Below are 25,335 nucleotides of genomic sequence, written 5' to 3'. Positions count from 1 at the left end.
CGTGACGGGCCGGTGACGCGGGCGGTCGAGAACCCGGAGGCGCCGCCGGACGGCGGTAGCTTCGCTGTCTGCGGACGACCAGGGAAGGCCGCGATGGGCGCTCGGAGAACCAGCCGATCGCGGGCCGCCGTGCGCAGCACGCGCTTCCGCCGCACGACCGGACGCCGGACGGCCGCCGTCCTCGCTCTGGCCGCAGCGGTGTGGACGGCGACCCTCCTCGTCACCGTCGCCCTGGACGACTTCCCCCGGGGCCTCCTCGTCCTCGTCTGCGGCCTGGTCGTCGCCGGCGGCGCCTGGGAGGGCGTGCTGCGCCGCGGCTGGGGCAGGGTCGCCGGGCTCGCCGTCGCCGGTGCGGCGCTGCTCGGCTTCGGGATCCTGCTCGTCGACGACGGTTTCCTCCGGGACCTGCTGCTCCTCGGGATCGGCGTGCTGATCTGGCACGCCGGGGCCCGGCTGGCGTTCCGGCCCGAGGTGGTGCTCCCCACCGCCGACCCGCCCCGGCGCCCGGTCTTGTTCATCAATCCGCGTTCCGACGACGGCAAGGCCGCCCGCGTCGGCCTGGCGGCCGAGGCCCGCGACCGCGGGATCGAGCCGGTCGAACTGCGGCCCGGGGACGACCTGGCGGCGCTGGTCCGCACGGCGGTGGCCGACGGCGCGGACGCGGTCGCCATGGCCGGCGGCGACGGGTCCCAGGCCGTGGCCGCCGATGTCGCGGCCCGCTGCGACGTGCCCTACGCCTGCATCCCCTCCGGCACGCGCAACCACTTCGCCCTCGACCTCGGCGTGGACCGGGACGATGTGGTCGGGGCACTGGACGCGTTCGTCGACGGCGGCGAACGCCGGGTCGACCTCGGCGAGGTGAACGGCCGGGTCTTCGTCAACAACGTGTCACTGGGCGTCTACGCCCAAGCGGTCCAGCGCACCGCATACCGGCAGGCCAAGGTCCGGACGCTGCTCGCCACGGTGCCCGACGCCCTCGGGTCACCGGGTGAGTCCGAGCTGACCTGGACGACCCCGGGAGGGCGGGAGCTGCGCGGCGCAGCGGTGATCCTCGTGGGCAACAACCAGTACCGCCTCGGCGGTGCCGCCGGCGCAGGCACCCGTCCGGCCGTCGACCAGTCGGTGCTCGGCATCACGGTCCTGGACCCGCCCAGCTCGCGGGGCCATCGCCGACGCCGGCCGTGGCGCCAGTGGTCCACCGCCGAGTTCCGTGTCACCGCGCCGGAGCCGATCCCGGTCGGGATCGACGGCGAGGCCGCCGTCCTCTCCTCCCCCGTGCTGTTCCTGATCCGGCCGGCCGTCCTGCGCGTGCGCATCGCGGCGCACCACCCGGGCGCCTCCCCCTCGGCGATCGAGCCCGTCGGGGCATTCGCCGCGCTGCGGGCCCTCGCCCGGATCGCCGCCGGCCGCGATCCCCGCCGACCGCTCGCTCCGGCGCGCGAACGGGTGGACGCCGGGGAGGTCCACGGCTGACCATGCGCAGATGGCCTCCCCCTCGTCGTCCCGCTGGTCCCTCTGGTCGGAGGACTCGCTGCTGTCCATCGGCTCCCGCGGGTCGGTGCTGTCGATCGGCAGCGTCGGCTCGGCCCTCTCGATCGGCAGCGCGGGCTCGTTCCTGTCGCTGTTCTCGATCGGCTCGGCCCTGTCGGTCGGCTCGGCGCTGTCCTGGTGCTCCCGCTGGTCGCTGATGTCCGACCGGTCGATCCGGGCCGTCCTGAGCTCCCAGGTCCGCCCGCCGGCGTGACCGGGCAGATCCCACGTCGGGGGCGCCGCCGGGGCGTGACGATCCGCCCCTTCCCGCCCAGCCGCCGGCTGGTCGTCGCCGCGGTCCGCGCCGGTCGGCGGATCCGGCCGATGCACGGCCTGCTCGAGGTCGACGTCACCGACGCTCGCAGGCTTCTTGCCGCCTCCGACCCGCCGATGTCCACGACGGCCTTCGTCGTGGCGGCCGTTGCGCGGGCCGCCGCGGCGCATCCGGAGGTGCACGCCTACCGCGACTGGCGTGGCCGGCTGGTGCAGCACTCCGCCGTGGACGTGCAGACGCTGGTCGAGGTGGAGACCCGGGAGGGCCCCTTCGGGCTCGTGCACGTCGTCCGGGACGCCGACGTGCGCAGCGTCGCCGACATCACCGCCGAACTCCGCGCCGCGAAGGACCCGGCGGCCACGCCCGCCGGCCGCGCGCTTCCCCGGCTCGCCCCGGCCGCCGGGCGCGTCCCCGGGGTCCTCCCCCTGATGTACGCGGTTCTGCGCCGGTCGGTGCACGCGCACCTCCGCACCGGCACCGTGCAGGTGACGGCGGTCGGGATGTTCGCCGGCGGCGGCGGTTTCGCGATCGCGCCGCCCACCCTGGCGTCCCTGGTCGTCGTGGTGGGCGGGCTGGACCGGCGCCCGCGGGCCGTCGGCGACGAGATCGTCGTGCGCGACGTCCTCGACCTGACCGTGACCGTGGACCACGACGTCGTCGACGGAGCTCCCGCGACGCGCTTCGGCGCCGAACTCCGGCGGCTGATGCAGGACCCGGCCGCTGTCGGGCTGACCGACGGGTTCCCGCCACCGCCCTGACTACGCTGCGCGCTCGGCAGAGGAGGCGGTGCGATGACCGGCAGCGGCACACTGTGGGCGCGGTTCGACGACCTCCGCAGCGGCACGGCGATGCGCTGCCCGCCGCCGTTCCGGGTGCTCACGGCCCGCACCCTCGAGGACGTCGTCCCGGTGCTGGCCGAGGTCGAGCGCGCCACCGCCGCCGGGCACTGGGCGTTCGGCTACGTCGGCTACGAGGCCGCGGCCGCCCTGGACGCAGCCCTGCCGGTCCACCCGCCCGATCCCGACGGCCCGCCGCTCGCCTGGTTCGGGCTCTGCGGGCCGCCTCGGCCCGTCGACCCCGTGACATCGGCCGGCACGTCAGCGCTGGACTGGCGGCCGGACTGGTCCGACGCCGAGCACCGCCTGGCGGTGGACCGGGTCCGCGCGTCCATCGCGGCCGGCGACTCCTACCAGGTGAACCTCACCGACCGGCTCCGGGCGCGGTTCGACGGCGACCCCGCGGACCTCTACGCCGCCCTGGCCGCGGCGCAGGGCGGTGCGCACCACGCGTACCTGGACCTGGGCCGGCACGTGATCGCCGGCGCGAGCCCCGAGCTCTTCTTCGAGTGGGACGGCGACCGGCTGCGGACCCGGCCGATGAAGGGCACCGCAGCCCGCGGGCGCACGGCCGACGACGACCGGCACCGGGGCGAGGACCTGCGGGCCAGCCCGAAGGAACGGGCCGAGAACCTGATGATCGTCGACCTGCTGCGCAACGACCTCTCCCGGGTCGCCCGGGTGGGCAGCGTCGACGTCCCGGAGCTGTTCGCGCTCGAGCGCTACCCGACCGTGTGGCAGCTGACCTCGGAGATCACCGCCCGGACGCGGGCCGACGTCGGCCTCGTCGACGTGTTCCGCGCGCTGTTCCCGTGCGGCTCGGTCACCGGGGCTCCGAAGCGGGCGAGCATGCAGCTCATCCGGGACCTGGAGCACGGCCCGCGCGGGGTGTACTGCGGCGCCGTCGGCCTGGTCGCGCCGCCGGGGGCGGCGTTCCGGGCGCGCTTCGGCGTGGCCATCCGCACCGTCGTCGTCGACCGGGCGTCGGGAACGGCCGTGTACGGCGCGGGCGGTGCCATCACCTGGGGCTCCGACCCGGCCGCGGAGCGGGCCGAGCTGCTGGCCAAGGCGGCCATCCTGGGCGGCCCGCTCATCCCGTGCGCAGGGTAGGAACTCTCGGTATGACCGACGCCGCCGCCGTGTCCTGGCCGTCCGTGGCCGATCTCGCCGCCGAGGAGGCCGAGCTGCAGTTCGGCTCCTTCACCAACGACGACGCCTGGGAGCTCGGGACGGCGCTCGCGGCCGTCGCCCGGCGCCAGGGCGCACCGGTGGCGATCGACATCAGCCGCAACCACCACCGGCTCTTCCACGTCGCGCTCCCGGGCGCGACGCCCGACAACGCCGCGTGGATCGAGCGGAAGGCCGCGGTCGTCGACCGGTTCGGCCACAGCTCGCTCTACGTGCGCCAAGCGAGCGTGGAGCAGGGGACGACGTTCGAGGAGGAGTACGGCCTGGACCCGCTGCGGTACGCCGCCCACGGCGGTGCGTTCCCGGTGATCGTGCGCTCGGTCGGCCCGGTCGGCTTGGTGGTGGTCTCCGGGCTGCCGCAGCTGGAGGACCACCGGCTCGTGGTGGCCGCGCTCCGCGCCCACCTGGGCTGAGCTCGGCCCACCCTCAGGCCGTCGCGTCCTCCGCGAGGGTGTCGGCCACCAGTGCGTTGGCGTGCCCGTGGCCCATCCCGTGCTCGGACTTGAGCCAGGCCACCAGCTCCATGTGCCTGGTGAGCGGCGACGCCCGGATCAGGTCCTTCCACTCCGGGATCGGCCGGCCGTACTTCTTCTCGATCGACGGGAAGTAGCTGGCCGGGCCCTTGGCGACGTCGCTCATGGGCCGCAGTCTGCAAGCGCGGGGGCCGGGGGTCCAGCCCGTCGGGTCAGCCGACGGGAGTGGCCCGGACCGGCCGGACCGCCCGCGGCCCCTCGACCGCGTGCCCGGCCTCGCAGCGCAGCTCCAGGTGCACCGGCGCGCCGCAGTCCTGGTGGCGCAGCTCGAGCGGCGCCGGCCCATCGGCCAGGTACGTGTCGCCCCACTGCATGAGGGCGACGAGGGTCGGATAGAGGTCGCGGCCCTTCGTCGTCAGCCGGTACTCGTGCCGCTGCCGCTCCCCCTCGGCCTGGTACGGGACCCGCGCGAGGATCCCCTGCTCCACGAGCGTGGCGAGCCGGTCGCTGAGCACCGCCTTCGGGATCCTGAGCAGGCGCTGGAAGTCGGCGAACCGGCGCACGCCGAAGAACGCCTCCCGCAGCACCAGCAGGCTCCACTTCTCACCGACGACGCCCAGCGTCCCGGCGACGGAGCACCGGGACCGGTCCCACGAGGCTTCACTCACACCGCCCAGCATAGAACTCCTGGGTTCACTTGACGAACCTGACATCGGAGGAGCACAGTTCATCCGACGAACCCAGGAGGCCGGACATGGACATCGCCGTCGCGACGAGGCCGGTGCGACCCGACGACCGGACGCTGTTCCGCCGGCTGTGGCCGCGACTGTCGCCCGACACGGTGTACCGCCGTTTCCATGCGCCGCTGCGCGGCCTGCCACCCGAGGCCGTCGACCGTCTCGTGACCGTCGACCACGACCTGCGTGAGGCCGTGGTCGGCCTCGTCGGCGGAGAGGTCGTCGGGGTGGCCCGGTACGACCGCTCCCCCGCTGACCCCGGCACCGCCGAGTTCGCGATCGTCGTCGAGGACGCCTGGCAGGGCGTCGGCCTGGGGCGCCAGCTCCTGGTCGAGCTCATCGACCTGGCCGCCCGCCGGGGCGTGCGCACGCTGACCGCGACCGTCCAGCGCGACAACGACCGCGTCCTCTCCCTCATCCGGCGCCTGCTGCCCGGCTCCGCGTTCACCCCGGACGCCGACGTCTTCACCGTCGCGAGCCCGCTCGCGCCGGCCACTGCTCCGACCCACTCCTGACACCGACAAGGAATCCGCCATGACCAGCCTGCGCACCGTCCTCGCCCGGCACCGCTCGACCCGGGCCCACCTGCGGGAGGAACGCGCACTGCAGCGCGCCTTCGACCTGGCCCCCACCCAGGAGTCCGCGCACGAGATCGCCTCCCTCGCCGCCCGCCGCTGACCCCTCCCCCCGCCTGTGGACGACGGCACGGTAAGGGGCACGATGAGGCGTGCTCGCCACCCTCCTCGACGCCGTCCGTGAGATCCACCTGACCGAGGTCCCCGACCCCCAGGTCCATCACCCGACGGACGCCGTCGTCCGGGTGACCGCCGCCTGCATCTGCGGGTCCGACCTGCACCCCTACCGCGGGAAGGCGCCGACCGCCTTCCCCAAGCGGATCGGCCACGAGTTCATCGGCGTCGTCGAGTCCGTCGGCTCAGCCGTCGCGACCCTCACGCCCGGCGACCTGGTGATCGCCCCGTTCGCCATCAGCGACGGCACCTGCCGGCACTGCCTGCGCGGCCTGCCGACGTCGTGCGAGCACGGGTCCTTCTGGGGCGCGCCCGACCGCACCGGGATACTCGCCGACGGCGGGCAGTCGGAGTTCGTCCGGGTGCCGCTGGCCGACGGCACGCTGGTCCGCGCAGGAGACGCAGGCGACGACCTCGTGCCCGATCTCCTGGCGCTCACCGACGTCATGGGCACCGGGCACCACGCCGCGGTCTCGGCGCGGGTCGCTCCCGGGGACACCGTCGTCGTGGTCGGTGACGGCGCGGTCGGGCAGTGCGGGGTCCTGGCCGCCCGCCGGCTCGGGGCCGAGCGGGTCGTGATGATGAGCCGCCACCCGGACCGGCAGGACCTGGCGCGGGCGATGGGCGCGACCGACATCGTCGACCAGCGCGGGGACGACGGGGTCGCCGCCGTCCGCGAGCTGCTGGGGCCCGACGGAGCCGATGCCGCCCTGGAGTGCGTCGGCTCCCAGGAGTCGATGGCCCAGGCGGTCGGCGCCGTCCGGCCGGGCGGCCGGCTGGGCTGCGTCGGCGCCCCGTTCGGCCAGCTCCCGCTCGGGCAGATGTTCGCGAGGAACATCGGCTATGCCGGCGGCGTCGCGCCCGTGCGTGCGTACCTGCCCGACCTGCTGGCCGACGTCCTCGCGGGCGACCTGCGGCCAGGACGGGTCTTCGACACCGAGCTGGCGCTGGCCGACGTGGCCGAGGGCTACCGGGCCATGGACGAGCGCCGGTCGATCAAGGTGCTGCTGCGACCCTGACCTGCGCCACCCCCCTTCCCTTCGGGGCCGTCGACTGATCTGCTCAGGCCATGTCGTTCCCTCTCCCGGAAGCCGTTCCACTCCATCCGCTGCTCGACCTGACCGGCAAGGTCGCGGTGATCACCGGAGGCGGAACGGGCATCGGCGCCCGCACGGCCCATCTGCTGGCCGAGCACGGCGCCGACGTCGTCCTCGCCGGGCGCAAGCCCGGGCCACTGGAGGAGACGGCCGCGAGCGTCGTCGCGACCACCGGCCGGCAGGCGATCACGGTCCCGACCGACGTCCGCAAGGCCGAGGACGTGACGGAGCTCGTGCGCCGGGCCGTCGAGCACTACGGGCGCCTCGACATCCTGGTCAACAATGCCGGCGGCGCGTACATGTTCCCGCTCAAGGACACCCCGCCCGACCGGTGGGCCAACGCCGTCGACCTCAACCTCACGTCGGCCTATCTCTGCTCCTGGGCGGCCCTCCCCCACCTGCTGAAGTCCGACTCGCCGGCGATCGTCAACATCTCCTCCGCCGCGGGCGTGCAGGGCGTCAAGGGCGGCGCCGCCTACTCGGCGGCCAAGGCGGGCCTGCAGATGCTCACCCGGGTGGCCGCCGCGGAGTGGGGTCCGCGCGGCGTCCGCTGCAACGCCATCGCCGTCGGCGGTGTGGCGTCAGAAGGGGCCGTGCGCTCCTGGGCCCGCTTCGGCGAGACCCCCGAGACGATGGGCGAGCACGTGGCGCTCCGGCGCGTCGGCTATCCCGCCGACATCGCCCAGGGCGTGCTGTTCTTCGTCAGCCCCATGAGCGGCTGGGTGAGCGGGCAGACCCTGCCGATCGACGGCGGACCGATCCTGGCCGGCGGCATGACCGACGAGGCGCTGTGGGCGGAGGACTGATCGACCGGGCGACCGTCGCCGACCGCATCGCACGCTTCCCCCGACACGCTGCGGACCGGCCGGACCTGAAGCAGGCGGCGGTCGCGGTCAGCATCACCGGGGACGGCGGCACGCTGTCGCTGCTCGTCACCCGCCGGGCCGCCCGGCTGCGCGCCCACGCCGGTCAGTGGGCGCTGCCCGGCGGCCGGCTCGACCCGGGCGAGACTGCGGTCGAGGGTGCGCTGCGCGAGCTCGACGAGGAGGTCGGGCTGCGGCTCGACGACGCCGCCGTCCTCGGACTGCTCGACGACTACGTGACGCGGTCGGGGTACGTCATGACTCCGGTGGTCTGCTGGGCCGGCGTCACCGGCGAGCTAGCCCCCGCGGAGGACGAGGTCGCCGCGGTGCACCACGTACCGCTGACCGACCTCGACGTCGAGCCGCGGTTCGTCCGCATCCCCGAGTCCGAGGCACCGGTGATCCAGCTCCCGTTCCTCGGCGGGCACGTGCACGCGCCGACCGCCGCGATCCTCTACCAGTTCTGCCAGGTGGCCTGTCGCGGCCGCGACACCCGCGTCGCCCACCTCGAGCAGCCGGTGTTCGCCTGGCGCTGAGTGCGGCGGCCGACCGTCAGTAGCTCGCCGGAACGAGCGCGCTGACGTCCTCCCCGGTCATCATCTTGCCGGGCAGGCTGGTGTCCCAGTAGTCGGTCCAGCGGACGATCTTCCCGTCGCGCACGACGAAGGTGCCCATCACCGGCACACCCTGCACCCCCGTCGGCGTGGCGATCATGTCGAGCCGCTCGGTGAGCACGACATCGCCGTCGGCGGCCAGGTTGATGGTCTTGTACTCGTAGGAGTCCGGAAAGGCCCCGAACTGGCCCGCCAGGTTCTCCACGATCGCCGCCGCTCCGACCGAGGCCGGCATCCCCGCGTTCTGGTAGATGGCGTCGTCCGCGAGGAACGCCCGCAGCGCCGAGGCGTCCCGCGTGACCATCAGGTCGCAGAACTGACGGACGACGTTCGCTGAGTCACTCATTCCGGTCTCCCCCTCGAGAGGTCCACATACAGGCTGTATGTGGAACATACTCACGGCATGGAGAAGGGGCAACGGACGACGGGCTCCGCGTTGCCGCTCCGCTCGGCCGCGGTCGCCGGCCGCGCTGAGGAGACGCGCACGGCACTGATCGCGGCGGCACGTCGGCTGTTCGTGGAGAAGGGCTACTTCGCGACCAGCACCGAGGAGATCGTCAGCGCAGCGGGTGTCGGAACGCGAGGGGCGCTCTACCACCACTTCGCGGACAAGAAGGCGCTGTTCCTGGCGGTGTTCGAGCAGGTGGAGGACGACCTGCTCACCTCCGCCGGAACGAGCGCCGGCGGCGCCGAGGATCCGCTGGGTCAACTGCGCACCGGGCTGCTGGGGTTCCTCGACGCCTCCCTGACGCCGGAGGTCCAGCGGGTCCTGCTCATCGACGGCCCGGCGGTGCTCGGCTGGGCGGAGTGGCGGGCGCTCGAGGAGCGCTACGGACTGGGGGCGATCCACCGGCTGCTCGCACGCGCGGTGGACAGTGGCCAGCTGCCCGACCAGCCCGTCGACGTCCTGGCGCACGTCCTGCTGGCCGCCATCGACGAGGCCGCCCTCTTCATCGCGAACGCCGCTGACCCCGCGGCCGCACGAGATCGGGCCGTGACGGCGATCGACCACCTGATGGCCGGGCTCGGCAGGGTGCGCTGAGCCCTGTCAGCGGGTCAGGCGGGCCTCGACGAAGCGCGCGCTCTCCCGCACCAGGTGCGCCGGCAGGTCCAGGTCGTCGGCGTCGTTGAAGTTCGCCTTCATCGCCCGGACCACGTGCGCCGGCGCCGCGGCCAGCCGCTCGGCCAGCACGGCCACAGCCGGCAGCAGTGCCTCGGCCGGCACCACCGCGCCGACCAGCCCGATGCGCAGGGCGGTCGCCGCGTCGATCCGCTCGTCGGCGAGGTACAGCTGCCGGGCCATCGCCGGCCCGACGACCCGGGGCAGCGTCCAGGTGCCGCCGTAGTCGCCGGGCACACCGGCGGAGAGGAACGCCGACTTGAAGACGGCACCCTCGGCCGCGTAGCGGAGGTCGCACGCGCAGGCCAGGGACAGGCCCGCCCCCGCGCACGGGCCGTTGATCGCCGCGATGGTGGGCTTCGGCATCTCCCGCAGCAGGGTCGCGTTGCGGGTCAGCCGCGCCATGGTCGCCTCGAGGTCCGCGGCGTCGCCCGGTTCGTTGCTCCCCGCCAGCGTGGACAGGTCACCACCGGCGCAGAACCCGCGCCCGGCGCCGGTGAGGACGACGGCCCGCACCGCGTCGTCCGCGGCCAGCACCTCGAGTTCCGCGCGGAGCAGGTCGAAGGACTCCCCGGTCATCGCGTTGAGCCGGTCGGGCCGGTTGAACGTGACGGTCGCGACCGCGCCGTCCCGGCGTACCTCGACGTCGGCCACGAGAGCCCCCGCCGTCAGGGTGCGGGGATCGTGGCGGTGTCGATGACGAACCGGTAGCGCACCTGGCTGTCGACCACGCGGTCGTAGGCGGCGTCCACCTGGTCGGCCGAGATGGTCTCGACCTCGGCGCCGATCCCGTGCTCGGCGCAGAAGTCGAGCATCTCCTGCGTCTCGCGGATCGAGCCGATGGCGGAACCGGCCAGGCTGCGGCGTCCGCCGAGCAGCGAGAACACGTTGAACGACTGGGCGTTCTCCGGAGCCCCGACGAAGACCAACGTCCCGTCGAGGCGCAGCAGGCCGAGGAACGCGTTCACCTTGATGTCGGCAGAGACCGTGTTGATGATCAGGTCGAACGTGCCCCTGAGCTCCTTGAAGGCGGCCCGGTCGCTGGTCGCGACGTAGTGCGCGGCGCCGAACCGGCGACCGTCCTCCTCCTTCGACAGCGTCTGGCTGAGCACGGTCACCTCTGCCCCCAGGGCGGCGGCGAGCTTGACCGCCATGTGCCCGAGCCCGCCCATGCCGACGACGGCGACCTTCATGCCGGGCCCGGCGTTCCAGTGCTTCAGCGGCGACCACGTGGTGATGCCCGCGCACAGCAGCGGCGCCGCCTCGTCGAGCGCGATGCCCTCGGGGATCCCCAGGACGTAGTTCTCGTCGACGACCACCGCGGTGGAGTAGCCGCCGTAGGTCACCTCGCCGGAGTAGTCCTTGCCGTTGTACGTCGCGACGTTGCCCTTGAGGCAGTACTGGTCGTCGCCGGAGAGGCAGTGCTCGCACTCGCGGCACGAGTCGACGAAGCAGCCGACGCCGACCCGGTCACCGACGGCGTACCGGGTGACTCCGGGGCCGACGGCGCTCACGACGCCGGCGATCTCGTGGCCGGGCACCATCGGGAAGATCGAGGCGCCCCACTCCTCCCGGATCTGGTGGATGTCGGAGTGGCAGATGCCGGCGTAGGCGATGTCGATCAGCACGTCGTGCTCCCCGACGTCGCGGCGCGCGATGCTGGAGCGCTCGAACTTCGCACCGGGAGCGGGGGCGACGAGGGCGGGGACTGTCGTGGGCATGGGGACCTCTCGGCGCAGGAGGTGACCGACCGGAGAGGGGACGGCACACGAGGACGAGGCCGCGGCGGGCGTCGTCGTAAGGCTTACCGGATACTCCGCTACACCGCCGAGCGGTGTCAACGGCGGCCCGATCCACAGGCCGGGCGGACGCCGACCTGTCATCCTGGAGCCGGTGAGCGGGGACAGGACCGGGGAGACATCCGGGGACACAGCCGGCGATCCCGGGGGCCCTCGCCGTCCACGGTCGGACCGCGTCGCCGAGACGGTCGCCGCCCAGCTGCGCGAGCGCATCCTCGGTGCCGGGGTCGGGACGCTGCCGACGCAGGAGTCGCTGATGGCGACGTTCGGGGTCGGCGCGCCGTCGGTCCGGGAGGCCCTGCGGATCCTGGAGGTCGAGGGGCTCATCACCGTCCGCCGCGGCAAGGTGGGAGGTGCCGAGGTGCACCGCCCCGACGGGGCCTCCGTCGCCCACGCGATCGGTCTCACGCTGCAGGGCGAGCGCACCCATCTGCGGGAGCTGGCCGAGGCGCTGCTGTTCTTCGAACCGGTCTGCGCCGCGGCCTGCGCGACCCGTCCCGACCGTCACCAGGCGCTGCTCCCGGCCCTGCAGGACAACCTGGCCCGCACCGCCGACGCGCTGGACGACGGCCCGGAGTTCACGCGGCTCGGCCGGGAGTTCCACGACCTGGTCGTCGACAGCACACCGAACACCGCCGTCCGCCTGCTGGTCCGCAGCCTGGTCGCCGTCTGGACGACGCAGGAGGAGACCTGGGCGAGCGAGACGTGGCAGACCGGGCGGTACCCCGATGTCGCCGGCCGGGAGCACCTGCTGGACGAGCACCGCCGGATGGCACGGGCCATCGGGGCCGGCGACGCCGCAGCCGCGGAGGACCTCGCCCGACGGCACGGGGAGGGCCGCCAGGAGCTGATCCTGGCGGGGCTCGGTGACCGGCTGATCGACGCGACCTCACCGGATGCGACCGCGGGATTCCGGCGCCTGTCGTTCCCCGCGGGCCGCAGCCGGGAGGAGACCGCCTGAGCCAACCCAGGGATCAGTACGGCTTCTTCGTGAAGCCGCCGTCCACGAGGATCGTCTGACCGGTCACGAAACTCGCCTCCGGCGAGCACAGCCAGAGGGCCACGTCGGCCAGGTCGGTCATCCGCCCGGGGCGCTTGATCATCTGCCCGGCCACCAGCGTCTGCTGGATGCCGGCCCGCTCGGGGTCGTTCATCCACTCGACCGCCGACTCGGAGTCGACCAGCCCCGGCGCGATGCCGTTGACCCGGATCCCGTCCTCGGCGAATGCCTCCGCCAGGCCCACGGTGAGCGAGTTCAGCGCCAGCTTGGACACCGAGTACGCCCCGCCGCCGAGGTAGGCGGCCATCGACGAGTGGTTGACGATCGCCGCACCGTCCCGTCCGGCCATGGCGGTGCGCGCGGCTGCCGAGCAGGTCAGCACCCCGAGGACGTTGACCTCGAGGACCTGCCGCCACTTCGGCACGGCCTCGACGGTGAACGGCAGCTGCGCGTGCTGCAGGTGGATGCCCGCGTTGTTGACGAGGACGTCGATCCCGCCGAACCGGTCGACCGCGCCCCCCACCGCCGCCTCGACTGCCGCCGCGTCGGAGACGTCCATCGTGACCCCGAGTGCCTGCGCCCCGAGGCCCTCGAGCTCCTCGACGACCCGGCCATGGGCCGCCGGGTCGAGATCGGCGATGACGAGGGACGCGCCCTCTGCGGCCCAGCGGTGGGCGTAGTGGCGGCCGATGCCCGCCCCGCCTCCGGTGATGAGGACGACCTTGTCCTGCCAGCGGGACATGGGTGCTCCTGTCTACCGACGAGGCATCGGTGCCTGCGGGATCCGGACTCGGTCATACGCGTGTGGCGTGGTCTACTGCAAGGGTCTCGATAAGCACCTTCGCACGGCCCTGCGGCCGACGTCGCAGCGGCGTTCCCCGGCACGGGCGGCTCTGAGCCGCATCGTGCCGGCGGCTGGACGGGAGCAGTGAGCTGTGGCAGATCCGGTGCAGCGGCGGTTCGACGCGGACGGTGTGGAGCTGGCCGCGGACGTGTTCGCCGCCGAGGACCCCCGCGGGACGGCGCTGCTCACCCACGGCGGTGGCCAGACCCGGCACTCGTGGAAGAACGCCGCCCGCACCCTGTCGACGCAGGGCTGGACGTCGGTCACGCTGGACACGCGCGGCCACGGCGACAGCTCCTGGGCGCCCGACCGCAACTACTCCATGGACGCCCTGATCGGCGACCTGGTCGCGGTGACCGCCGCACTCGACCAGCCGCCGGTCCTCATCGGCGCGTCGATGGGCGGGGTGACGTCGCTCGTGGCGGCCGGCGAGGGGCACCTGAAGGCTCGCGGGCTGGTCCTCGTCGACGTCGCCCCGCGCATCGAGCCGGTCGGCGCCGCACGGGTCAAGGACTTCATGACGGCCAATCCGGACGGGTTCGCGACCCTCGAGGAGGTCGCCGACGCCGTGTCCGCCTACAACCCGCACCGGGAGCGCTCGGCCAGTCTCGAGGGGCTGAAGCGCAACGTCCGGCTGCGGGACGACGGCCGCTGGCACTGGCACTGGGACCCGGCGCTCATGCGGCGCGACGACGGTGGCGACGACGACGAGACCCGCGGCGTGCTGAGCTACGAGCGGCTGAAGGACGCCGCCCGGTCGCTGACCATCCCGACCCTCCTGGTGCGCGGGCAGCAGTCCGACGTCGTCAGCCCCGAGGGCGCCGCCGAGCTCCTCGAACTCGTGCCCGGCTCGCGCTTCGTCGACGTCCGCGGCACCGGGCACATGGTGGCCGGCGACGACAACGACGTCTTCACCCGCGAGGTGCTCGGCTTCCTCGACGCACTCCCCCGCTGACCTCTTCCCTCCCGTCCATCAACGAAGAAGGACCGACCTCATGACCGAGATCCCCGCCCTGGCCGGCTACACCCCCGAGAAGCGCATGCTCATCGACGGCGAGCTCGTCGGCGCCTCGAACGGAGCCGAGTTCGACAACGTCAACCCGGCCACCGAGGAGGTGCTCGGCCAGGTCGCCGACGGCACCAAGGAGGACATGCGCCGGGCCATCGCCGCGGCCCGACGCGCCTTCGACGAGACCGACTGGTCGACCAACCACACCTTCCGCAAGCACTGCCTCGAGCAGCTCCAGGAGGCGATCGAGTCCGAGGTCGACCAGTTCCGCGCCGAGCTGGTCGACGAGGTCGGCACGCCGGTGGCGGTGACCTACTCCGCCCAGCTGGACTGGCCGCTCGCGGATGCCTTCCGCTGGCCGGCGAAGATGATCGAGGAGTACCCCTGGGAGCGCCGGCTCCCCGACAACGACCTGGCCGGGCTGACCTCGCACCGCGCCGTCCGCAAGGAAGCCCTCGGGGTGATCGGGGCGATCGTCCCCTGGAACTTCCCCTTCGAGGTGACGGTCAACAAGCTCGGCCCGATCCTGGCCACCGGCAACACCGTGATCATCAAGCCCGCCCCCGACACCCCGTGGAACGCCACCCGCCTCGGCCGGCTCATCGCCGAGCGGACCGACATCCCGGCCGGCGTGGTCAACGTCGTGACCTCCTCTGACCACCTGGTCGGCGAGGAGCTCACGCTCGACCCCCGCGTCGACCTGATCTCCTTCACCGGCTCCACCGCCACCGGCAAGCGGATCATGGAGAAGGGCGCGGCGACGCTCAAGAAGGTGTTCCTGGAGCTCGGCGGCAAGTCGGCGATGATCGTCTGCGACGACGCGGACCTCGCCGCCGTCCTCCCCTCGGCCGCCGCCGCGTGCATGCACGCCGGGCAGGGCTGCGCGCTGCAGACCCGCGTGCTGCTCCCCCGCAGCCGCTACGACGAGGGCGTCGCCATCCTCACCGCCGTCATGCAGAACATCCCCTACGGCGACCCGAAGGACATGAGCAACATCCAGGGGCCGCAGGTCAGCGCCCTGCAGCGGGACCGCGTCCAGGGACACATCGACCGCGCCGTGGAACAGGGCGCCCGGCTGGTCGTCGGTGGCGGCCGCCCGGCGAACCAGCCGAAGGGCTGGTTCATCGAGCCCACGCTGTTCGTGGACGTCGACAACTCGATGGCCATCGCCCAGGAGGAGGTCTTCGGCCCCGTCCTCGCCGTCATCCCCTACGACGACGACGAGGACGCGATCCGGATCGCCAACGACAGCCAGTACGGACTCTCCGGCGGGGTCTTCTCCGGCTCCCTGGAGCGCGGCATGGCCATCGCCGACCGCATCCGCACCGGGTCCATCTCCGTCAACGGCGGCATCTGGTACGGCGCCGACGCCCCCTACGGCGGCTACAAGACCAGCGGGATCGGCCGCCAGAACGGCATCGAGGGCTTCGAGCAGTACACCGAGACCAAGCTGGTCGGCTGGCTCTCCTAGCGCCGGTCCACCGCCCGGCCGCCGGCGTCCTCCGGGGCGCCGGCGCCGCGGGCGTCCTCCATCGCGGCGACGAAGCGCTCCGCGACCGCCAGGACGTCCTCCCGTGGCCGGCCGGCCATCGCCTGCCCGAGCAGGCCGACGTCCTTGCTCAGAGCTGCATCGGCCAGTGACGCGGCGAGCCCCGCCAGCGAGCCGACGTCGAAGCGGACGCGCGAGGCGGTGCCCGCGGAGCTGCTGGTCCCGAGGACCCTGGCCAGGCTCCCCGGATCCAGGCCGAGCACCTCCCCGATGCGGAGGACGTCGTCGGCGAGGACGAGCTGCGCCGTGAACAAGGCATTGTTCAGCAGCTTGGCGGTCTGTCCGGCTCCGATGCCGCCCAGGTGCACGACGTCGGTGGCGTAGGTCGCGAGGACCGGCCGCACCTGGTCCAGCGCCTGCCGGTCGCCGCCCACCATGACCGTGAGGGTGCCCTCCACCGCCCGGGCGTTGCCGCCACTGACCGGGGCGTCGAGCAACGACAGACCGGCGGCGGTCACCTCGGCAGCGATGTCGCGCACCTCGTCGGGCGACAGCGTGGTGTGCACGAGAACGATCCCACCGGGGCGCATCCCCTCGACCACCCCGCCCGGCCCCAGCAGCACCTCCCGGACGCCGGCCGCGTCGAAGAGGCAGACCCCCACCACGTCGGACCGCCGGCCCAGGTCCGCCGGGCCGGCCGCGATCTCGACGTCAGTGCCGGCGAACGGCTCCAGGGAGCGGCCGCGACGGGCCCAGAGCGTGAGCGGGAAGCCCCCGCCGTGGATCCGGGACGCGATGGGGCCGCCCTGATCTCCGAGCCCGACGAACCCGACGCGCATGCCGCACCCCCGGCTCAGTCGTCCAGTGCCGAACGGGCTCTGCCCACGCTCCGGTCGAGGTCCTGCAGCCGGCGGTGGACGTCGTCGAGAACGGCGCGCACGTGCGGCTTCAGGCCGGCGTCGGGCTCCCCCGCCGGGCGCAGCGCCGGCACCATGAAGCGCCGGACGTAGGAGCGCGCCTGCTCCTCGTCCAGCGCCAGCCGGACGACCACGTAGAGCTGCTCCACCTGCCAGGCGATCAGTTCCGGGGCGGAGACGTCCGTGCGGACCTGCCCGTCCTCCTGCCCGGCGCGGACCGCCTCCGAGAAGAGGTCGCCCGTCATGGCGCGCAGCGCCTCGTCGATGGCCTCGGCGCGGGGCGACCGGAGGAGCAGCTGGAGCAGCTCGTCGCCCGTCGTCTCCCGGACGGTGTAGGCGAACGCCTCCTCGAGGCGGTCGGCCACCGTGGCGGTGCGCGACAGGATCTCCTCGCAGCGCCCCATGTGCGCCTCGGCCAGCATGATCGCGGCGCGGTAGAGCAACTCGTCGCGGCTGCCGAGATACCGGTAGGCGGTGGCCCGCGAGACGCCCGCTGCCTGCGCGACCGCATCCACGCTGATCTCGCCGAGGGCGCCATCGCCGTGCACGGATCGGAGGTAGTCCAGCAATGCCTCGTCCAGCCGCACCCGGATCGTGCCGGCCACCTCGACGGTCTCAGTCATCGGCTCCCATTCCTTCGACACCGATGCCCCGCGGCGGTCCGGACCGGGCCGCCACGGGGCACTGTGTCAGAACGTCGGCTGCTGCGGACGGCTCTTGACGTAACCGCCGGCGTCCACGCGCATCTGCATGCCCGTGACGTAGCGCGACTCGTCGGAGACCAGGAACAGCACCATCGCGGCGATGTCCTCCGGCTCCACGAACGGGATGGGCATCGCCTGCATCGCGGGGAAGGCGACCAGTGCGTCGTCCCGGCTCGGGGATTCGATGTCCGGACGGAAGATCCCGTACATCTGGTCGTTGTTGAGCAGCATCGTGTTCACGTTCGTCGGGTGGACGGCGTTGACGCGGATCTTCTGCGGGGCCAGGACGTAGGCGAGGTCGTTGACGAACGAGGCGATGAACCGCTTCGCCAGCGAGTAGCCCAGGCCGCCGGAGCCGCTGCCCGGCGCGTCCACCGTGCCGGGCAGGAGCGCCGCGAGACTGCCGGTGGCGACGATCGACGCACCGTCCTCCAGGTGCGGAAGGGCGGCCTCGACGGCGTTCATGACCCCCGCGTAGTCCACCTGCAGGGCGTCGACGAAGGCCTCGCCACCCGTGGTGCCCAGGGGACAGATGCCGGCGTTCGCGACGACGGCGTCCAGCCGGCCGAGCTCGGCGACCCCGGCATCGAGGGCGGCCTTGACCGCCGCCCGGTCGCGGACGTCCGCGGTGCTGACGATCATCCGGCGGTCGAGCTTCTCGACCATCCGGACGGTCTCATCGAGCTCCTCCCGGGAGCCCATCGGGTACGCGTTGGTCGAAATGTCCTCGCAGATGTCGATGCCGATGATGTCGGCACCCTCCTCGGCAAGGCGCAAGGCGTGGGCCCGACCCTGGCCCCGTGCTGCTCCGGTGATGAAGACGACCTTGCCTTCGACACGGCCCATGCCACTGCCTCCTCGTTAGATGTGACGTGCATCGCATGCAAGCCATCCGCATGCAACCATCCCGTGCGACACCGTGGCAAGAAATCTCTGCCGGGAAACTCGACTGCTCGGAGGTCCCATGACAGCCCCCCGCTCGATCGTGGTCACCGGCGGTGGTCTCGCGGCCACGCGCACGGTCGAGGAGGCGCGGCGGCTCGGCCTGGACAGCCGCATCACCGTCGTCTGCGCGGAGGCGCACGCGCCCTACGACCGGCCACCGCTCTCCAAGCAGGTGCTGCGGGGCGAGCGGCCGGACGCCCCCCTGCGGGACGACTGGAGCGACCTCGACGTCGACCTGCGCCTAGGCAGCCGCGCCGTGGCCCTGCGCCCGGGCGAGCGGACCGTCCTGCTGGACGACGGCGAGCGACTGGACTACGACGCACTGGTCGTCGCGACGGGCGCCCGTCCGCGCACGCTGCCGGGCATCAGCGGCGCCGGCGCACACGTGCTGCGCACCCTGGAGGACTCGCGCTCGCTCGCGGAGGACATCCGGCGCACCGGGACCCTCACGATCGTCGGCGGTGGACTCATCGGGTGCGAGGTCGCGGCGAGCGCCCGCGCGCTCGGCGCCGACGTCACCCTCCTGGAACTCCTCCCCGCGCCGCTGGCCCGCATCCTCGGAGGGCAGGTGGCCGCCGAGGTCGCCAGGATGCACGAGGACGCCGGGGTACGCCTGCTGTGCGGCAGGTCGGTCGTCGAGGCACGCGGCGAGGGACCCGACCGCGAACTCCTGCTGTCGGACGGGTCCACCCTCTCAGCACCGGTCGTCCTGGTCGGCCTGGGCGTGCTGCCGGACACCGAGTGGCTCGACGGCTCGGGGATCGCGGTCGACAACGGCGTGGTCTGCACCGCCACCGGCCGCACCTCGGTGGACGGGGTCTGGGCAGCCGGCGACGTCGCCCGGTGGGAGCACCCGCTGTTCGGGACGCACCTGCGGATGGAGCACTGGACCAGCGCGGCCGACCAGGGCACCGCCGTGGCGCGGGACCTGGCGGGTGCGCCGGTCGCCCTGGCGGAGGTCCCGTACTTCTGGAGCGACCAGTACGGGTCCAAGCTCCAGATCCTGGGCATGCCGCACCCCGACGACCAGGTGACCCTGCTGCGCGTGGGCCCGGATGCCGACCGGCTGCTGGCCGTCTACGGCCGCGACGGCGTCGTCACCGCCGTGCTCGGAGCCGCCGCACCGAGGTGGGTCATGCGGATGCGGCCGCTGCTCCGGGACGGCGCACCCTACGAGGACGCCCTCGCCGCCGCCCGCGCCTGACGAGGGCGGGCGGCGGCGAGTCGACCCGACCAGCGCTCAGTTGTCGATGATGGCGACGGCCTTGGTCTCCAGGTACGTCTCGAACCCCTCGATCCCGTTCTGCCGGCCCACGCCGCTGGCCTTGTAGCCGCCGTAGGGCGAGTCCGCGGAGTACCACACGCCGCCGTTGACCCCGAGGGATCCGACCCGCAGCCGGCGGGCCATGGCCATGGCCCGCTCGTTGCTGGCGGAGAAGATGCCGCCCGACAGCCCGTACTCGCTGTCGTTGGCGATCCGGATCGCGTCCTCGTCGTCGTCGTACGGGATGACCGTGAGCACGGGGCCGAAGATCTCCTCCCGCGCGATGGTCATCGAGTTGTCGACGTCCACGAAGAGCGTGGGCTCGATGAACCAGCCCTTCGGCAGGTGGGCAGGACGTCCGCCACCGACGACGAGCTTGGCGCCCTCGTCGACGCCCTTCTGGATGTAGCCCTCGATGCGGGCCCGCTGCTTGGCGCTGATGACCGGACCCATCATGTTGTTCGGGTCGGTCGGGTCGCCGTAGGGCACCTGCTTCATCGCCGCGGTGATGAGCTCGACGCCCTCCTCGTAGCGGGAGCGGGGCAGGAGCATGCGGGTCTGCATGGAGCAGCCCTGGCCGGCGTGCATGCAGACCGACATGCCGCTCGGGACGACGGATGCGAAGTCGGCGTCGTCGAGCACGATCATCGCCGACTTGCCGCCCAGCTCCAGGAACACCCGCTTCAGGGTGGCCGCGCCCTTCTCCATGATCCGCTTGCCGGTCACGGTGGAGCCGGTGAACGAGATCATGTCGACGCGCGGGTCGAGTGTCAGCTCCTCACCGACCAGGTGGTCAGACGAGGTCACCACGTTGACGACACCCGCCGGGATGTCGGTCCGCTCGAGGATCAGCCGGCCCAGCCGGGTGGCGTTCCAGGGGGTGTCGGGAGCCGGCTTGAGGACGGTGGTGTTGCCGGTCGCGAGCACCTGCGCAAGCTTGTTGGCGGTGACCTCGAAGGGATAGTTCCACGGCACGATGCTGCCGACGACGCCCAGCGCCTCCTTCCAGACGAAGCGCCGGCTGGGCACGCCGAAGGGGGCTGCCTTCGGCAGCTCGCGCTCCCACTGGAACTCCTCGATGTGCTTGGCCGGCCAGGCAAAGGCGTCCGCGAGCGGCGCCTCGAGCTGGGCGATGCTGGTGACCATCACCGGGGTGCCGACCTCGGCCACGAGTTCGGAGCGGAACTGCTCGAGCTCGCCCTGGATCGCGTCCTGCAGCTGGATCAGGCAGCGGGCACGGAACGCGTGGTCGGTCTTCCACGACGTCTCGTCGAACGCCCGCCGCGCCGCGGCGATGGCTCGGCGCATGTCCTCTGCGTCGGCGTCCGCAACGTCCCCCAGCACCTCCTCGGTGGCCGGATTGATGTTGTCGAAGGTCTTGCCGGACGCGGCCTCGACCAACGTGCCGTCGATGAGCATCCGGCGCTCGGGGTCGTAGGGAACGAGGCCTGGGTCCGACATGAGTCCTCCAGTGGGTTGCGTCTCGCGAATGAGCCGTAGTGCCGGAAATTACGCGTGAGCCAGACCACACTCAAGGCTTGTATGTGACGCGCGACACTGATACACATCGGTCTGTCGTCTCAGGCGCGATACCGAATGCAGTTTCGTTCGCTCGCCGCGTGGCCGTGGCACCCGAGGCGACCCGGCAGCTGACGTGACCCGCCGCGCCACCGAGACGAGGACCCCCAGTGACCTACGTGATCACCGAGGCATGCATCGACGTCCTGGACCGCACGTGCATCCAGGAATGTCCCGTCGACTGCATCTACGAGGGCGCCCGGGCGCTGTACATCAACCCCGAGGAGTGCGTGGACTGCGGCGCCTGCGAGCCGGCCTGCCCCAGCGACGCCATCTACTACGAGGACGACCTGCCCGACGCGCTGCGCGTCCACCAGGCCGACAACGCACGCTTCTTCACCGACGTCCTACCCGGGCGCAACGCGCCGCTCGGCACGCCCATGGGTTCCGACCGGGTCGGCGTCGTCGGCCAGGACACCGACCTCGTGCAGGCCGCCGGCCCGCGCTCCGACTAGCTCCACCCGCTCGATCCGCCTGCCCAGTTCCGAGACAGAGGAGACGCCCATGGCTGCCCAGACCACCGTCGAGGCCGGACCCCCGGACGCCGAGCGGGAGGCCCGGCTCGAGCAGTTCATGCGCGAGCGGGCGAACGACCCGCGCGCCTACTACGCGCAACTGCGCGCCCGGTGCCCGGTCGACTTCGACGAGCACCGCGACGGCCCGGCGGCGCTCTCGCGCGCCGACGTCGAATCGGTCCTGCGCGACACCGACCTGTGGTCGAACGAGACGACGCCGATCATGGGCAGCGCCGAGCCGGTCATCCCGCTGGGCGTCGACCCGCCGCAGCACTCGATCTACCGCAGGGTTCTCGACCCGCTGTTCTCGCCGAAGCGGATGAAGGCGCTCGAGCCGGCGGTGACCGACCACGTGAACCAGATGATCGACGCGTTCATCGACACCGGCCAGTGCGACTTCTCCGCCGACGTCGCCGTCCCGCTGCCCTGTCTGACGTTCCTCACCCTGCTCGGTCTGCCCGAGGAGGAGCTCGACGACATGGTGCGCTGGAAGGACATCATGATCCGCCCGGAGATCGTCGCCGGCAGCCGCGAGGCCGGGCAGCAGCTGCAGATGCAGACCGTCGGGGAGATCTACCAGCGGTTCTCCCAGGAGCTCGCCGCGCGCCGGGAGCAGCCGCGGGACGACCTGATCACCTTCCTGCTCACCACCGACGTCGACGACGGCCGGAAGCTGTCGGAGAGCGAGATCCTCCGCATCCTCTTCCTGCTCCTGGCGGCCGGCCTCGACACGGTGACGATCTCGCTGGAGTGCATCTTCAACTACCTGATCGAGCACCCGGAGGCCCGCCAGCTGCTCGTCGACGAACCGGAGTCCATGGACGGACTCATCGAGGAGCTGCTGCGCTGGGAGAGCCCGGTCATGGGCGCCGCGGCGCGCCGGGCGACCCGGGACACCGAGCTGTCCGGCTGCCCCATCCCCGCCGGCACCCTGGTGCTGCCGGCTCTCGCCGCGGCCAACCTCGACCCCGACGTCCCGGGCTCCCAGCAGGTCGACCTGCGGCGCAAGGACAAGAGCCACCTGGCCTTCGGCGGCGGCCCCCACCGGTGCCTCGGCTCGCACCTGGCCCGGATGGAGCTGCGCGTGGTGATCCGCGAATGGCACCGGAGGATCCCCGAGTACCGCCTGAAGCCGGGGGTCGCCGTGGAGTGGACCCCGTCGTCCCTGCGCGGCATCGACCACCTGCCGCTGGTGTGGGACGTCCCTGCCGGAGACGCCCGATGAAGGTCGCCATCGACCAGGGCCGCTGCCAGGGCCACGGCCGGTGCTACGAACTGGCCCCGGAGGTCTTCACCGACGACGACAGCGGCTACGGCACGGTGATAGCACCGGACGTGCCGCCCGCCTACGCCGACCAGGCCCAGGACGCGGTCAACGTCTGTCCCGAGCGGGCGATCTCGACCGCCGAGTGATGCGATGCGGGTCCCGGGCCGGTCAGGCCCTGGACCCGCAACCACGAACGAAGGAGATCCGGTGAATCGTCCGATGGACGGCGTCCGCGTCCTCGAGGTCGCCCAGTTCACGTTCGTGCCGGCCTCCGGGGCGGTGCTCACCGAGTGGGGCGCCGACGTGATCAAGGTCGAGCACGCGGTCACCGGCGACGCGCAGCGCGGGCTCGTCCGGCTGCTGGGGCTCGACGTCGTCAACCCGACGACGACCTTCTTCCCGATCATGGAAGGCCCGAACCGGGGCAAGCGCAGCATCGGGCTGGACCTCGCGACCCCCGGGGGGAAGGCGGTCCTCGCCGAGCTGATCGGCCGCTCCGACGTCTTCGTCACCAACTACCTGCCGTCGGCCAGGGCGAAGCTCGGGATCGACGTGGCGGACGTGCGGGCGATCAACCCGGACATCATCTACGTCCGGGGCAGCGGCTTCGGCGCCCGCGGGGACGACGCCGACAAGGGCGGGTACGACAGCACAGCCTTCTGGGGCCGCGGCGGCAGCGCCGCGAGCGTCACCCCGCCCGGCGCCGAGCAGTTGCTCGGCATGCCCACCGGGGCGTACGGGGACTCGATGGGCGGGATGACCATCGCCGGCGGCATCGCCGCCGCGCTGTACGCCCGGAAGGTCACCGGCGACCCGTCGATCGTCGACGTGTCGCTGCTGGGCGTAGGTGCCTGGGCGACGCAGTTCTCGGTCAATCTCGCCCTGCTGGCGGGCGGGCCGCTCCCCCCGACCGTGGCACCGAAGCACGGGTCGGCCGGCAACCCCCTCGCCGGCGCCTACCGGACCGCCGACGGCCGCTGGGTGATGCTGACGATGCTGCAGCCGGGGAAGTACTGGCCGGAGTTCTGCGCCGCCGTGGGCCGTCCGGAGCTCGCCCGGGACGAGCGCTTCGACACCACCGCGAAGATCATGGCCAATGCCCTCGACGCCGCGGAGATCGTCGCGGAGATCCTCGGTGGCCTGAGCTATGACGAATGGGTCGCGCGGATGGAGGGCACGACGGGGCCGTGGGCGCTGGTCCAGAACACCTACGAGGTGGGGATGGACACCGCACTGCGGCAGAACGGGTTCATCGCGCAGGTCACCGACGCCGACGGGATCCCCCGCGAGCTCGTCGCGAACCCCGTGCAGTTCGATGAGACCCCGGCGACCAGTTCCCGTGCCCCGCAGTTCGCGGAGCACACCGACGAGATCCTCCGCGAGCTCGGGAAGACCGACGACGAGCTCCTCCAGCTCAAGATCGCCGGCGCCGTCACCTGAGAACTCCCCCGCCCTGTCCGCCGTCACCCCGAGGAGCACGCCACGAGCGAGATCACCACCGGCACCCAGCCCGATACCGACATCACCGGTGTCCGGGTCACCCGGGTCGACGGTGCCGCCGTCCGCGAGCTGCGCACCCGGATCGCCACGCACCTGGTCGGCAGGGAACGGGAACTGGACCTGCTGCTGGCGGCCATCGCGGCAGGCCGCGACGTCCTCATCGAGGGCCCGCCGGGGACCTCGAAATCCACCCTGCTGCGGTCGATCACCCACGAGTGGGGCATCCCCCTGCTCTTCGTCGAGGGCAACGCCGACCTCACCCCGGCGCGACTCGTCGGTCACCACAACCCGGCCCGGGTCCTGCGGGAGGACTACACCGAGGACAACTTCGTCGCCGGACCGCTGGTGACCGCCATGCGCAGCGGGGGCTTCCTGTACGTGGAGGAGTTCAACCGCGCGCCGGAGGACACGCTCAACACACTGCTCACCGCGATGGCCGAGCGACGCATCACCGTGCCGCGCCTGGGCACGGTGGAGGCCCGGTCGACCTTCCGGGTCGTCGCCTCGATGAACCCCTACGACAACATCGGGACGACGCGGCTGTCGTCGGGCGTCCTGGACCGCCTGTGCCGCCTCGCCGTCGACTACCAGGACCCCGCCGCAGAACGGGGCATCGTCTCCTGGCGGACCGAGGTGGACTCCGGCCGGCTGATCGCCGACGCGGTCGCCGTGACGAGGGCGACCCGGGAATGCGAGGCCGTCCGCCAGGGCAGCAGTGTGCGCGGCGCCATCGACGTGGCGCTGGTGGCTGCCCAGCTGGCCGCGCTGCGCGATGTCGCGCTGCCCGAGGTGGATTCGGAACTTCCGCCGCGCGACCTGCCCGGTGACTACACCGCCGTGGTGCTGGACGCCATGCTCGTGGCGCTGTCGGGTCGCATCCACCTCGACGAGACCCTCGCGGAGTCGCCGGAGGCAGTGCTCCGGGAGATCTGGGAGGACCACTTCCTCCTGCAGCCCGCCGCGGCCGACCCCGGTTGAAGGACAGTCGCTGCGGACTCGCCGGTCTCGCGGCCGGGCCGGCGC

30 protein-coding genes are annotated in these 25,335 nt (G+C 72.7%); 20 read left to right on the top strand and 10 right to left on the bottom strand.

Features of this window, described 5'->3' with window-relative positions; translation table 11 throughout:
* The first annotated feature begins 93 nt into the window (after window positions 1-93).
* From E4P38_RS09825 to E4P38_RS09805, 5 genes are read left to right on the top strand one after another with little or no spacing between them, the layout of a single operon-like run.
* Window positions 94-1,473, top strand: coding sequence for a diacylglycerol kinase family protein (locus tag E4P38_RS09825; protein WP_135131616.1), 1,380 nt, complete (start codon window positions 94-96; stop codon window positions 1,471-1,473).
* 10 nt (window positions 1,474-1,483) lie between these two features.
* Window positions 1,484-1,744: a hypothetical protein gene (locus E4P38_RS09820; protein ID WP_135131615.1), complete on the top strand. Its 261-nt coding sequence runs from the start codon at window positions 1,484-1,486 to the stop codon at window positions 1,742-1,744.
* A gap of 35 nt (window positions 1,745-1,779) precedes the next feature.
* Window positions 1,780-2,562 carry a 2-oxo acid dehydrogenase subunit E2 gene (locus E4P38_RS09815; RefSeq protein ID WP_135131614.1) on the top strand — a complete coding sequence of 261 codons (783 nt, stop codon included), beginning with the start codon at window positions 1,780-1,782 and terminating at the stop codon, window positions 2,560-2,562.
* Window positions 2,563-2,595: 33 nt separating this feature from the next.
* Complete coding sequence (gene pabB, locus E4P38_RS09810) at window positions 2,596-3,750, top strand: aminodeoxychorismate synthase component I (protein WP_135131613.1); 1,155 nt, start codon at window positions 2,596-2,598, stop codon at window positions 3,748-3,750.
* Between the two features lie 11 nt (window positions 3,751-3,761).
* On the top strand, window positions 3,762-4,241 hold the full coding sequence (locus E4P38_RS09805) for a heme-degrading domain-containing protein (protein WP_135131612.1): 480 nt from the start codon (window positions 3,762-3,764) through the stop codon (window positions 4,239-4,241).
* 13 nt (window positions 4,242-4,254) lie between these two features.
* Here E4P38_RS09805 and E4P38_RS09800 read toward each other — a convergent pair whose 3' ends face one another.
* Both E4P38_RS09800 and E4P38_RS09795 read right to left on the bottom strand, forming a co-directional pair.
* A complete protein-coding gene (locus tag E4P38_RS09800; RefSeq protein WP_135131611.1) occupies window positions 4,255-4,467 on the bottom strand; it encodes a DUF4287 domain-containing protein in 213 nt (70 codons plus the stop codon).
* 46 nt (window positions 4,468-4,513) lie between these two features.
* Window positions 4,514-4,969, bottom strand: coding sequence for a helix-turn-helix domain-containing protein (locus E4P38_RS09795; protein ID WP_245160918.1), 456 nt, complete (start codon window positions 4,967-4,969; stop codon window positions 4,514-4,516).
* An 86-nt stretch (window positions 4,970-5,055) separates the two neighbouring features.
* Between E4P38_RS09795 and E4P38_RS09790 the strand changes: the two genes are divergently transcribed.
* From E4P38_RS09790 to E4P38_RS09775, 5 genes are read left to right on the top strand one after another with little or no spacing between them, the layout of a single operon-like run.
* A complete protein-coding gene (locus tag E4P38_RS09790; protein ID WP_135131609.1) occupies window positions 5,056-5,553 on the top strand; it encodes a GNAT family N-acetyltransferase in 498 nt (165 codons plus the stop codon).
* Between the two features lie 19 nt (window positions 5,554-5,572).
* Window positions 5,573-5,716, top strand: a complete 144-nt coding sequence (locus tag E4P38_RS22875; protein ID WP_167760512.1) for a hypothetical protein — start codon at window positions 5,573-5,575, stop codon at window positions 5,714-5,716.
* Between the two features lie 49 nt (window positions 5,717-5,765).
* Window positions 5,766-6,806: an alcohol dehydrogenase catalytic domain-containing protein gene (locus E4P38_RS09785; RefSeq protein ID WP_135131608.1), complete on the top strand. Its 1,041-nt coding sequence runs from the start codon at window positions 5,766-5,768 to the stop codon at window positions 6,804-6,806.
* 50 nt (window positions 6,807-6,856) lie between these two features.
* A complete protein-coding gene (locus E4P38_RS09780) occupies window positions 6,857-7,690 on the top strand; it encodes an SDR family oxidoreductase (protein WP_135131607.1) in 834 nt (277 codons plus the stop codon).
* On the top strand, window positions 7,675-8,283 hold the full coding sequence (locus E4P38_RS09775; RefSeq protein ID WP_245160917.1) for a CoA pyrophosphatase: 609 nt from the start codon (window positions 7,675-7,677) through the stop codon (window positions 8,281-8,283). The genes E4P38_RS09780 and E4P38_RS09775 overlap by 16 nt, the downstream gene beginning before the upstream one ends.
* 16 nt (window positions 8,284-8,299) lie before the next feature.
* Here the strand turns inward: E4P38_RS09775 and E4P38_RS09770 are convergent, their stop codons facing one another.
* Window positions 8,300-8,707, bottom strand: coding sequence for a limonene-1,2-epoxide hydrolase family protein (locus E4P38_RS09770; protein WP_135131606.1), 408 nt, complete (start codon window positions 8,705-8,707; stop codon window positions 8,300-8,302).
* Window positions 8,708-8,764: 57 nt separating this feature from the next.
* On the opposite strand from E4P38_RS09770, the gene E4P38_RS09765 reads away from it, so the two are divergent.
* Window positions 8,765-9,403 (top strand): TetR/AcrR family transcriptional regulator, encoded by a 639-nt coding sequence (locus tag E4P38_RS09765; RefSeq protein WP_135131605.1) that lies wholly within the window; start codon window positions 8,765-8,767, stop codon window positions 9,401-9,403.
* A 6-nt stretch (window positions 9,404-9,409) separates the two neighbouring features.
* On the opposite strand, the gene E4P38_RS09760 is transcribed toward E4P38_RS09765, so the two are convergent.
* Both E4P38_RS09760 and E4P38_RS09755 read right to left on the bottom strand, forming a co-directional pair.
* Window positions 9,410-10,135, bottom strand: a complete 726-nt coding sequence (locus tag E4P38_RS09760; protein ID WP_135131604.1) for an enoyl-CoA hydratase-related protein — start codon at window positions 10,133-10,135, stop codon at window positions 9,410-9,412.
* Between the two features lie 14 nt (window positions 10,136-10,149).
* Window positions 10,150-11,202: an NAD(P)-dependent alcohol dehydrogenase gene (locus E4P38_RS09755; protein WP_135131602.1), complete on the bottom strand. Its 1,053-nt coding sequence runs from the start codon at window positions 11,200-11,202 to the stop codon at window positions 10,150-10,152.
* A 172-nt stretch (window positions 11,203-11,374) separates the two neighbouring features.
* Here E4P38_RS09755 and E4P38_RS09750 point away from each other — a divergent pair, with 172 nt between their 5' ends.
* Window positions 11,375-12,241 (top strand): FCD domain-containing protein, encoded by an 867-nt coding sequence (locus tag E4P38_RS09750; RefSeq protein ID WP_209309031.1) that lies wholly within the window; start codon window positions 11,375-11,377, stop codon window positions 12,239-12,241.
* A 13-nt stretch (window positions 12,242-12,254) separates the two neighbouring features.
* Here the strand turns inward: E4P38_RS09750 and E4P38_RS09745 are convergent, their stop codons facing one another.
* A complete protein-coding gene (locus tag E4P38_RS09745; RefSeq protein ID WP_135131600.1) occupies window positions 12,255-13,022 on the bottom strand; it encodes an SDR family oxidoreductase in 768 nt (255 codons plus the stop codon).
* Window positions 13,023-13,215: 193 nt separating this feature from the next.
* Here E4P38_RS09745 and E4P38_RS09740 point away from each other — a divergent pair, with 193 nt between their 5' ends.
* On the top strand, window positions 13,216-14,079 hold the full coding sequence (locus E4P38_RS09740; RefSeq protein ID WP_209309030.1) for an alpha/beta hydrolase: 864 nt from the start codon (window positions 13,216-13,218) through the stop codon (window positions 14,077-14,079).
* Window positions 14,080-14,119: 40 nt separating this feature from the next.
* Window positions 14,120-15,604, top strand: a complete 1,485-nt coding sequence (locus E4P38_RS09735) for an aldehyde dehydrogenase family protein (protein ID WP_209309029.1) — start codon at window positions 14,120-14,122, stop codon at window positions 15,602-15,604.
* Here E4P38_RS09735 and E4P38_RS09730 read toward each other — a convergent pair.
* The 3 genes from E4P38_RS09730 to E4P38_RS09720 all read right to left on the bottom strand — a co-directional run bounded on the left by E4P38_RS09730 (window position 15,601) and on the right by E4P38_RS09720 (window position 18,089).
* Window positions 15,601-16,461 (bottom strand): NAD(P)-dependent oxidoreductase, encoded by an 861-nt coding sequence (locus E4P38_RS09730; protein WP_135131598.1) that lies wholly within the window; start codon window positions 16,459-16,461, stop codon window positions 15,601-15,603. The two genes, E4P38_RS09735 and E4P38_RS09730, sit on opposite strands and share 4 nt — an antisense overlap.
* Window positions 16,462-16,475: 14 nt before the next feature.
* Complete coding sequence (locus tag E4P38_RS09725; RefSeq protein WP_135131596.1) at window positions 16,476-17,162, bottom strand: TetR/AcrR family transcriptional regulator; 687 nt, start codon at window positions 17,160-17,162, stop codon at window positions 16,476-16,478.
* Window positions 17,163-17,228: 66 nt separating this feature from the next.
* Entirely contained in the window at window positions 17,229-18,089 is an 861-nt protein-coding gene (locus E4P38_RS09720) for a mycofactocin-coupled SDR family oxidoreductase (RefSeq protein ID WP_135131594.1), read from the bottom strand.
* Between the two features lie 118 nt (window positions 18,090-18,207).
* On the opposite strand from E4P38_RS09720, the gene E4P38_RS09715 reads away from it, so the two are divergent.
* Window positions 18,208-19,392: an FAD-dependent oxidoreductase gene (locus E4P38_RS09715; RefSeq protein ID WP_135131593.1), complete on the top strand. Its 1,185-nt coding sequence runs from the start codon at window positions 18,208-18,210 to the stop codon at window positions 19,390-19,392.
* Window positions 19,393-19,428: 36 nt separating this feature from the next.
* Here the strand turns inward: E4P38_RS09715 and E4P38_RS09710 are convergent, their stop codons facing one another.
* Entirely contained in the window at window positions 19,429-20,913 is a 1,485-nt protein-coding gene (locus E4P38_RS09710) for an aldehyde dehydrogenase family protein (RefSeq protein WP_209309028.1), read from the bottom strand.
* 227 nt (window positions 20,914-21,140) lie between these two features.
* Here E4P38_RS09710 and fdxA point away from each other — a divergent pair, with 227 nt between their 5' ends.
* From fdxA to E4P38_RS09685, 5 genes are all read left to right on the top strand, one after another.
* Entirely contained in the window at window positions 21,141-21,485 is a 345-nt protein-coding gene (gene fdxA, locus E4P38_RS09705) for a ferredoxin (protein WP_135131591.1), read from the top strand.
* Between the two features lie 49 nt (window positions 21,486-21,534).
* A complete protein-coding gene (locus E4P38_RS09700; RefSeq protein ID WP_135131589.1) occupies window positions 21,535-22,770 on the top strand; it encodes a cytochrome P450 in 1,236 nt (411 codons plus the stop codon).
* Window positions 22,767-22,958 carry a ferredoxin gene (locus tag E4P38_RS09695; RefSeq protein WP_135131588.1) on the top strand — a complete coding sequence of 64 codons (192 nt, stop codon included), beginning with the start codon at window positions 22,767-22,769 and terminating at the stop codon, window positions 22,956-22,958. Before E4P38_RS09700 ends, E4P38_RS09695 begins: the two co-directional genes overlap by 4 nt.
* Window positions 22,959-23,019: 61 nt before the next feature.
* Window positions 23,020-24,252: a CoA transferase gene (locus E4P38_RS09690; RefSeq protein ID WP_167760511.1), complete on the top strand. Its 1,233-nt coding sequence runs from the start codon at window positions 23,020-23,022 to the stop codon at window positions 24,250-24,252.
* 51 nt (window positions 24,253-24,303) lie between these two features.
* Entirely contained in the window at window positions 24,304-25,290 is a 987-nt protein-coding gene (locus E4P38_RS09685) for a MoxR family ATPase (protein ID WP_348633785.1), read from the top strand.
* Window positions 25,291-25,335 lie beyond the last annotated feature (45 nt).

The organism is Blastococcus sp. CT_GayMR16, assembly GCF_004570875.1.
In the GTDB taxonomy this organism is placed as follows: Bacteria; Actinomycetota; Actinomycetes; order Mycobacteriales; family Geodermatophilaceae; genus Blastococcus_B.
This window is presented reverse-complemented; position numbering and strand designations above follow the sequence as displayed.

Excerpts from the sequence above, each read along its gene's own strand:
- E4P38_RS09825 (WP_135131616.1), top strand. The coding sequence starts at position 94 with ATGGGCGCTCGGAGAACCAGCCGATCGCGGGCCGCCGTGCGCAGCACG.
- E4P38_RS09820 (WP_135131615.1), top strand. The coding sequence starts at position 1,484 with ATGGCCTCCCCCTCGTCGTCCCGCTGGTCCCTCTGGTCGGAGGACTCG.
- pabB (WP_135131613.1), top strand. The coding sequence starts at position 2,596 with ATGACCGGCAGCGGCACACTGTGGGCGCGGTTCGACGACCTCCGCAGC.
- E4P38_RS09805 (WP_135131612.1), top strand. The coding sequence starts at position 3,762 with ATGACCGACGCCGCCGCCGTGTCCTGGCCGTCCGTGGCCGATCTCGCC.
- E4P38_RS09800 (WP_135131611.1), bottom strand. The coding sequence starts at position 4,467 with ATGAGCGACGTCGCCAAGGGCCCGGCCAGCTACTTCCCGTCGATCGAG.
- E4P38_RS09790 (WP_135131609.1), top strand. The coding sequence starts at position 5,056 with ATGGACATCGCCGTCGCGACGAGGCCGGTGCGACCCGACGACCGGACG.
- E4P38_RS22875 (WP_167760512.1), top strand. The coding sequence starts at position 5,573 with ATGACCAGCCTGCGCACCGTCCTCGCCCGGCACCGCTCGACCCGGGCC.
- E4P38_RS09780 (WP_135131607.1), top strand. The coding sequence starts at position 6,857 with ATGTCGTTCCCTCTCCCGGAAGCCGTTCCACTCCATCCGCTGCTCGAC.
- E4P38_RS09770 (WP_135131606.1), bottom strand. The coding sequence starts at position 8,707 with ATGAGTGACTCAGCGAACGTCGTCCGTCAGTTCTGCGACCTGATGGTC.
- E4P38_RS09765 (WP_135131605.1), top strand. The coding sequence starts at position 8,765 with ATGGAGAAGGGGCAACGGACGACGGGCTCCGCGTTGCCGCTCCGCTCG.
- E4P38_RS09755 (WP_135131602.1), bottom strand. The coding sequence starts at position 11,202 with ATGCCCACGACAGTCCCCGCCCTCGTCGCCCCCGCTCCCGGTGCGAAG.
- E4P38_RS09745 (WP_135131600.1), bottom strand. The coding sequence starts at position 13,022 with ATGTCCCGCTGGCAGGACAAGGTCGTCCTCATCACCGGAGGCGGGGCG.
- E4P38_RS09735 (WP_209309029.1), top strand. The coding sequence starts at position 14,120 with ATGACCGAGATCCCCGCCCTGGCCGGCTACACCCCCGAGAAGCGCATG.
- E4P38_RS09730 (WP_135131598.1), bottom strand. The coding sequence starts at position 16,461 with ATGCGCGTCGGGTTCGTCGGGCTCGGAGATCAGGGCGGCCCCATCGCG.
- E4P38_RS09725 (WP_135131596.1), bottom strand. The coding sequence starts at position 17,162 with ATGACTGAGACCGTCGAGGTGGCCGGCACGATCCGGGTGCGGCTGGAC.
- E4P38_RS09720 (WP_135131594.1), bottom strand. The coding sequence starts at position 18,089 with ATGGGCCGTGTCGAAGGCAAGGTCGTCTTCATCACCGGAGCAGCACGG.
- E4P38_RS09715 (WP_135131593.1), top strand. The coding sequence starts at position 18,208 with ATGACAGCCCCCCGCTCGATCGTGGTCACCGGCGGTGGTCTCGCGGCC.
- E4P38_RS09710 (WP_209309028.1), bottom strand. The coding sequence starts at position 20,913 with ATGTCGGACCCAGGCCTCGTTCCCTACGACCCCGAGCGCCGGATGCTC.
- E4P38_RS09700 (WP_135131589.1), top strand. The coding sequence starts at position 21,535 with ATGGCTGCCCAGACCACCGTCGAGGCCGGACCCCCGGACGCCGAGCGG.
- E4P38_RS09695 (WP_135131588.1), top strand. The coding sequence starts at position 22,767 with ATGAAGGTCGCCATCGACCAGGGCCGCTGCCAGGGCCACGGCCGGTGC.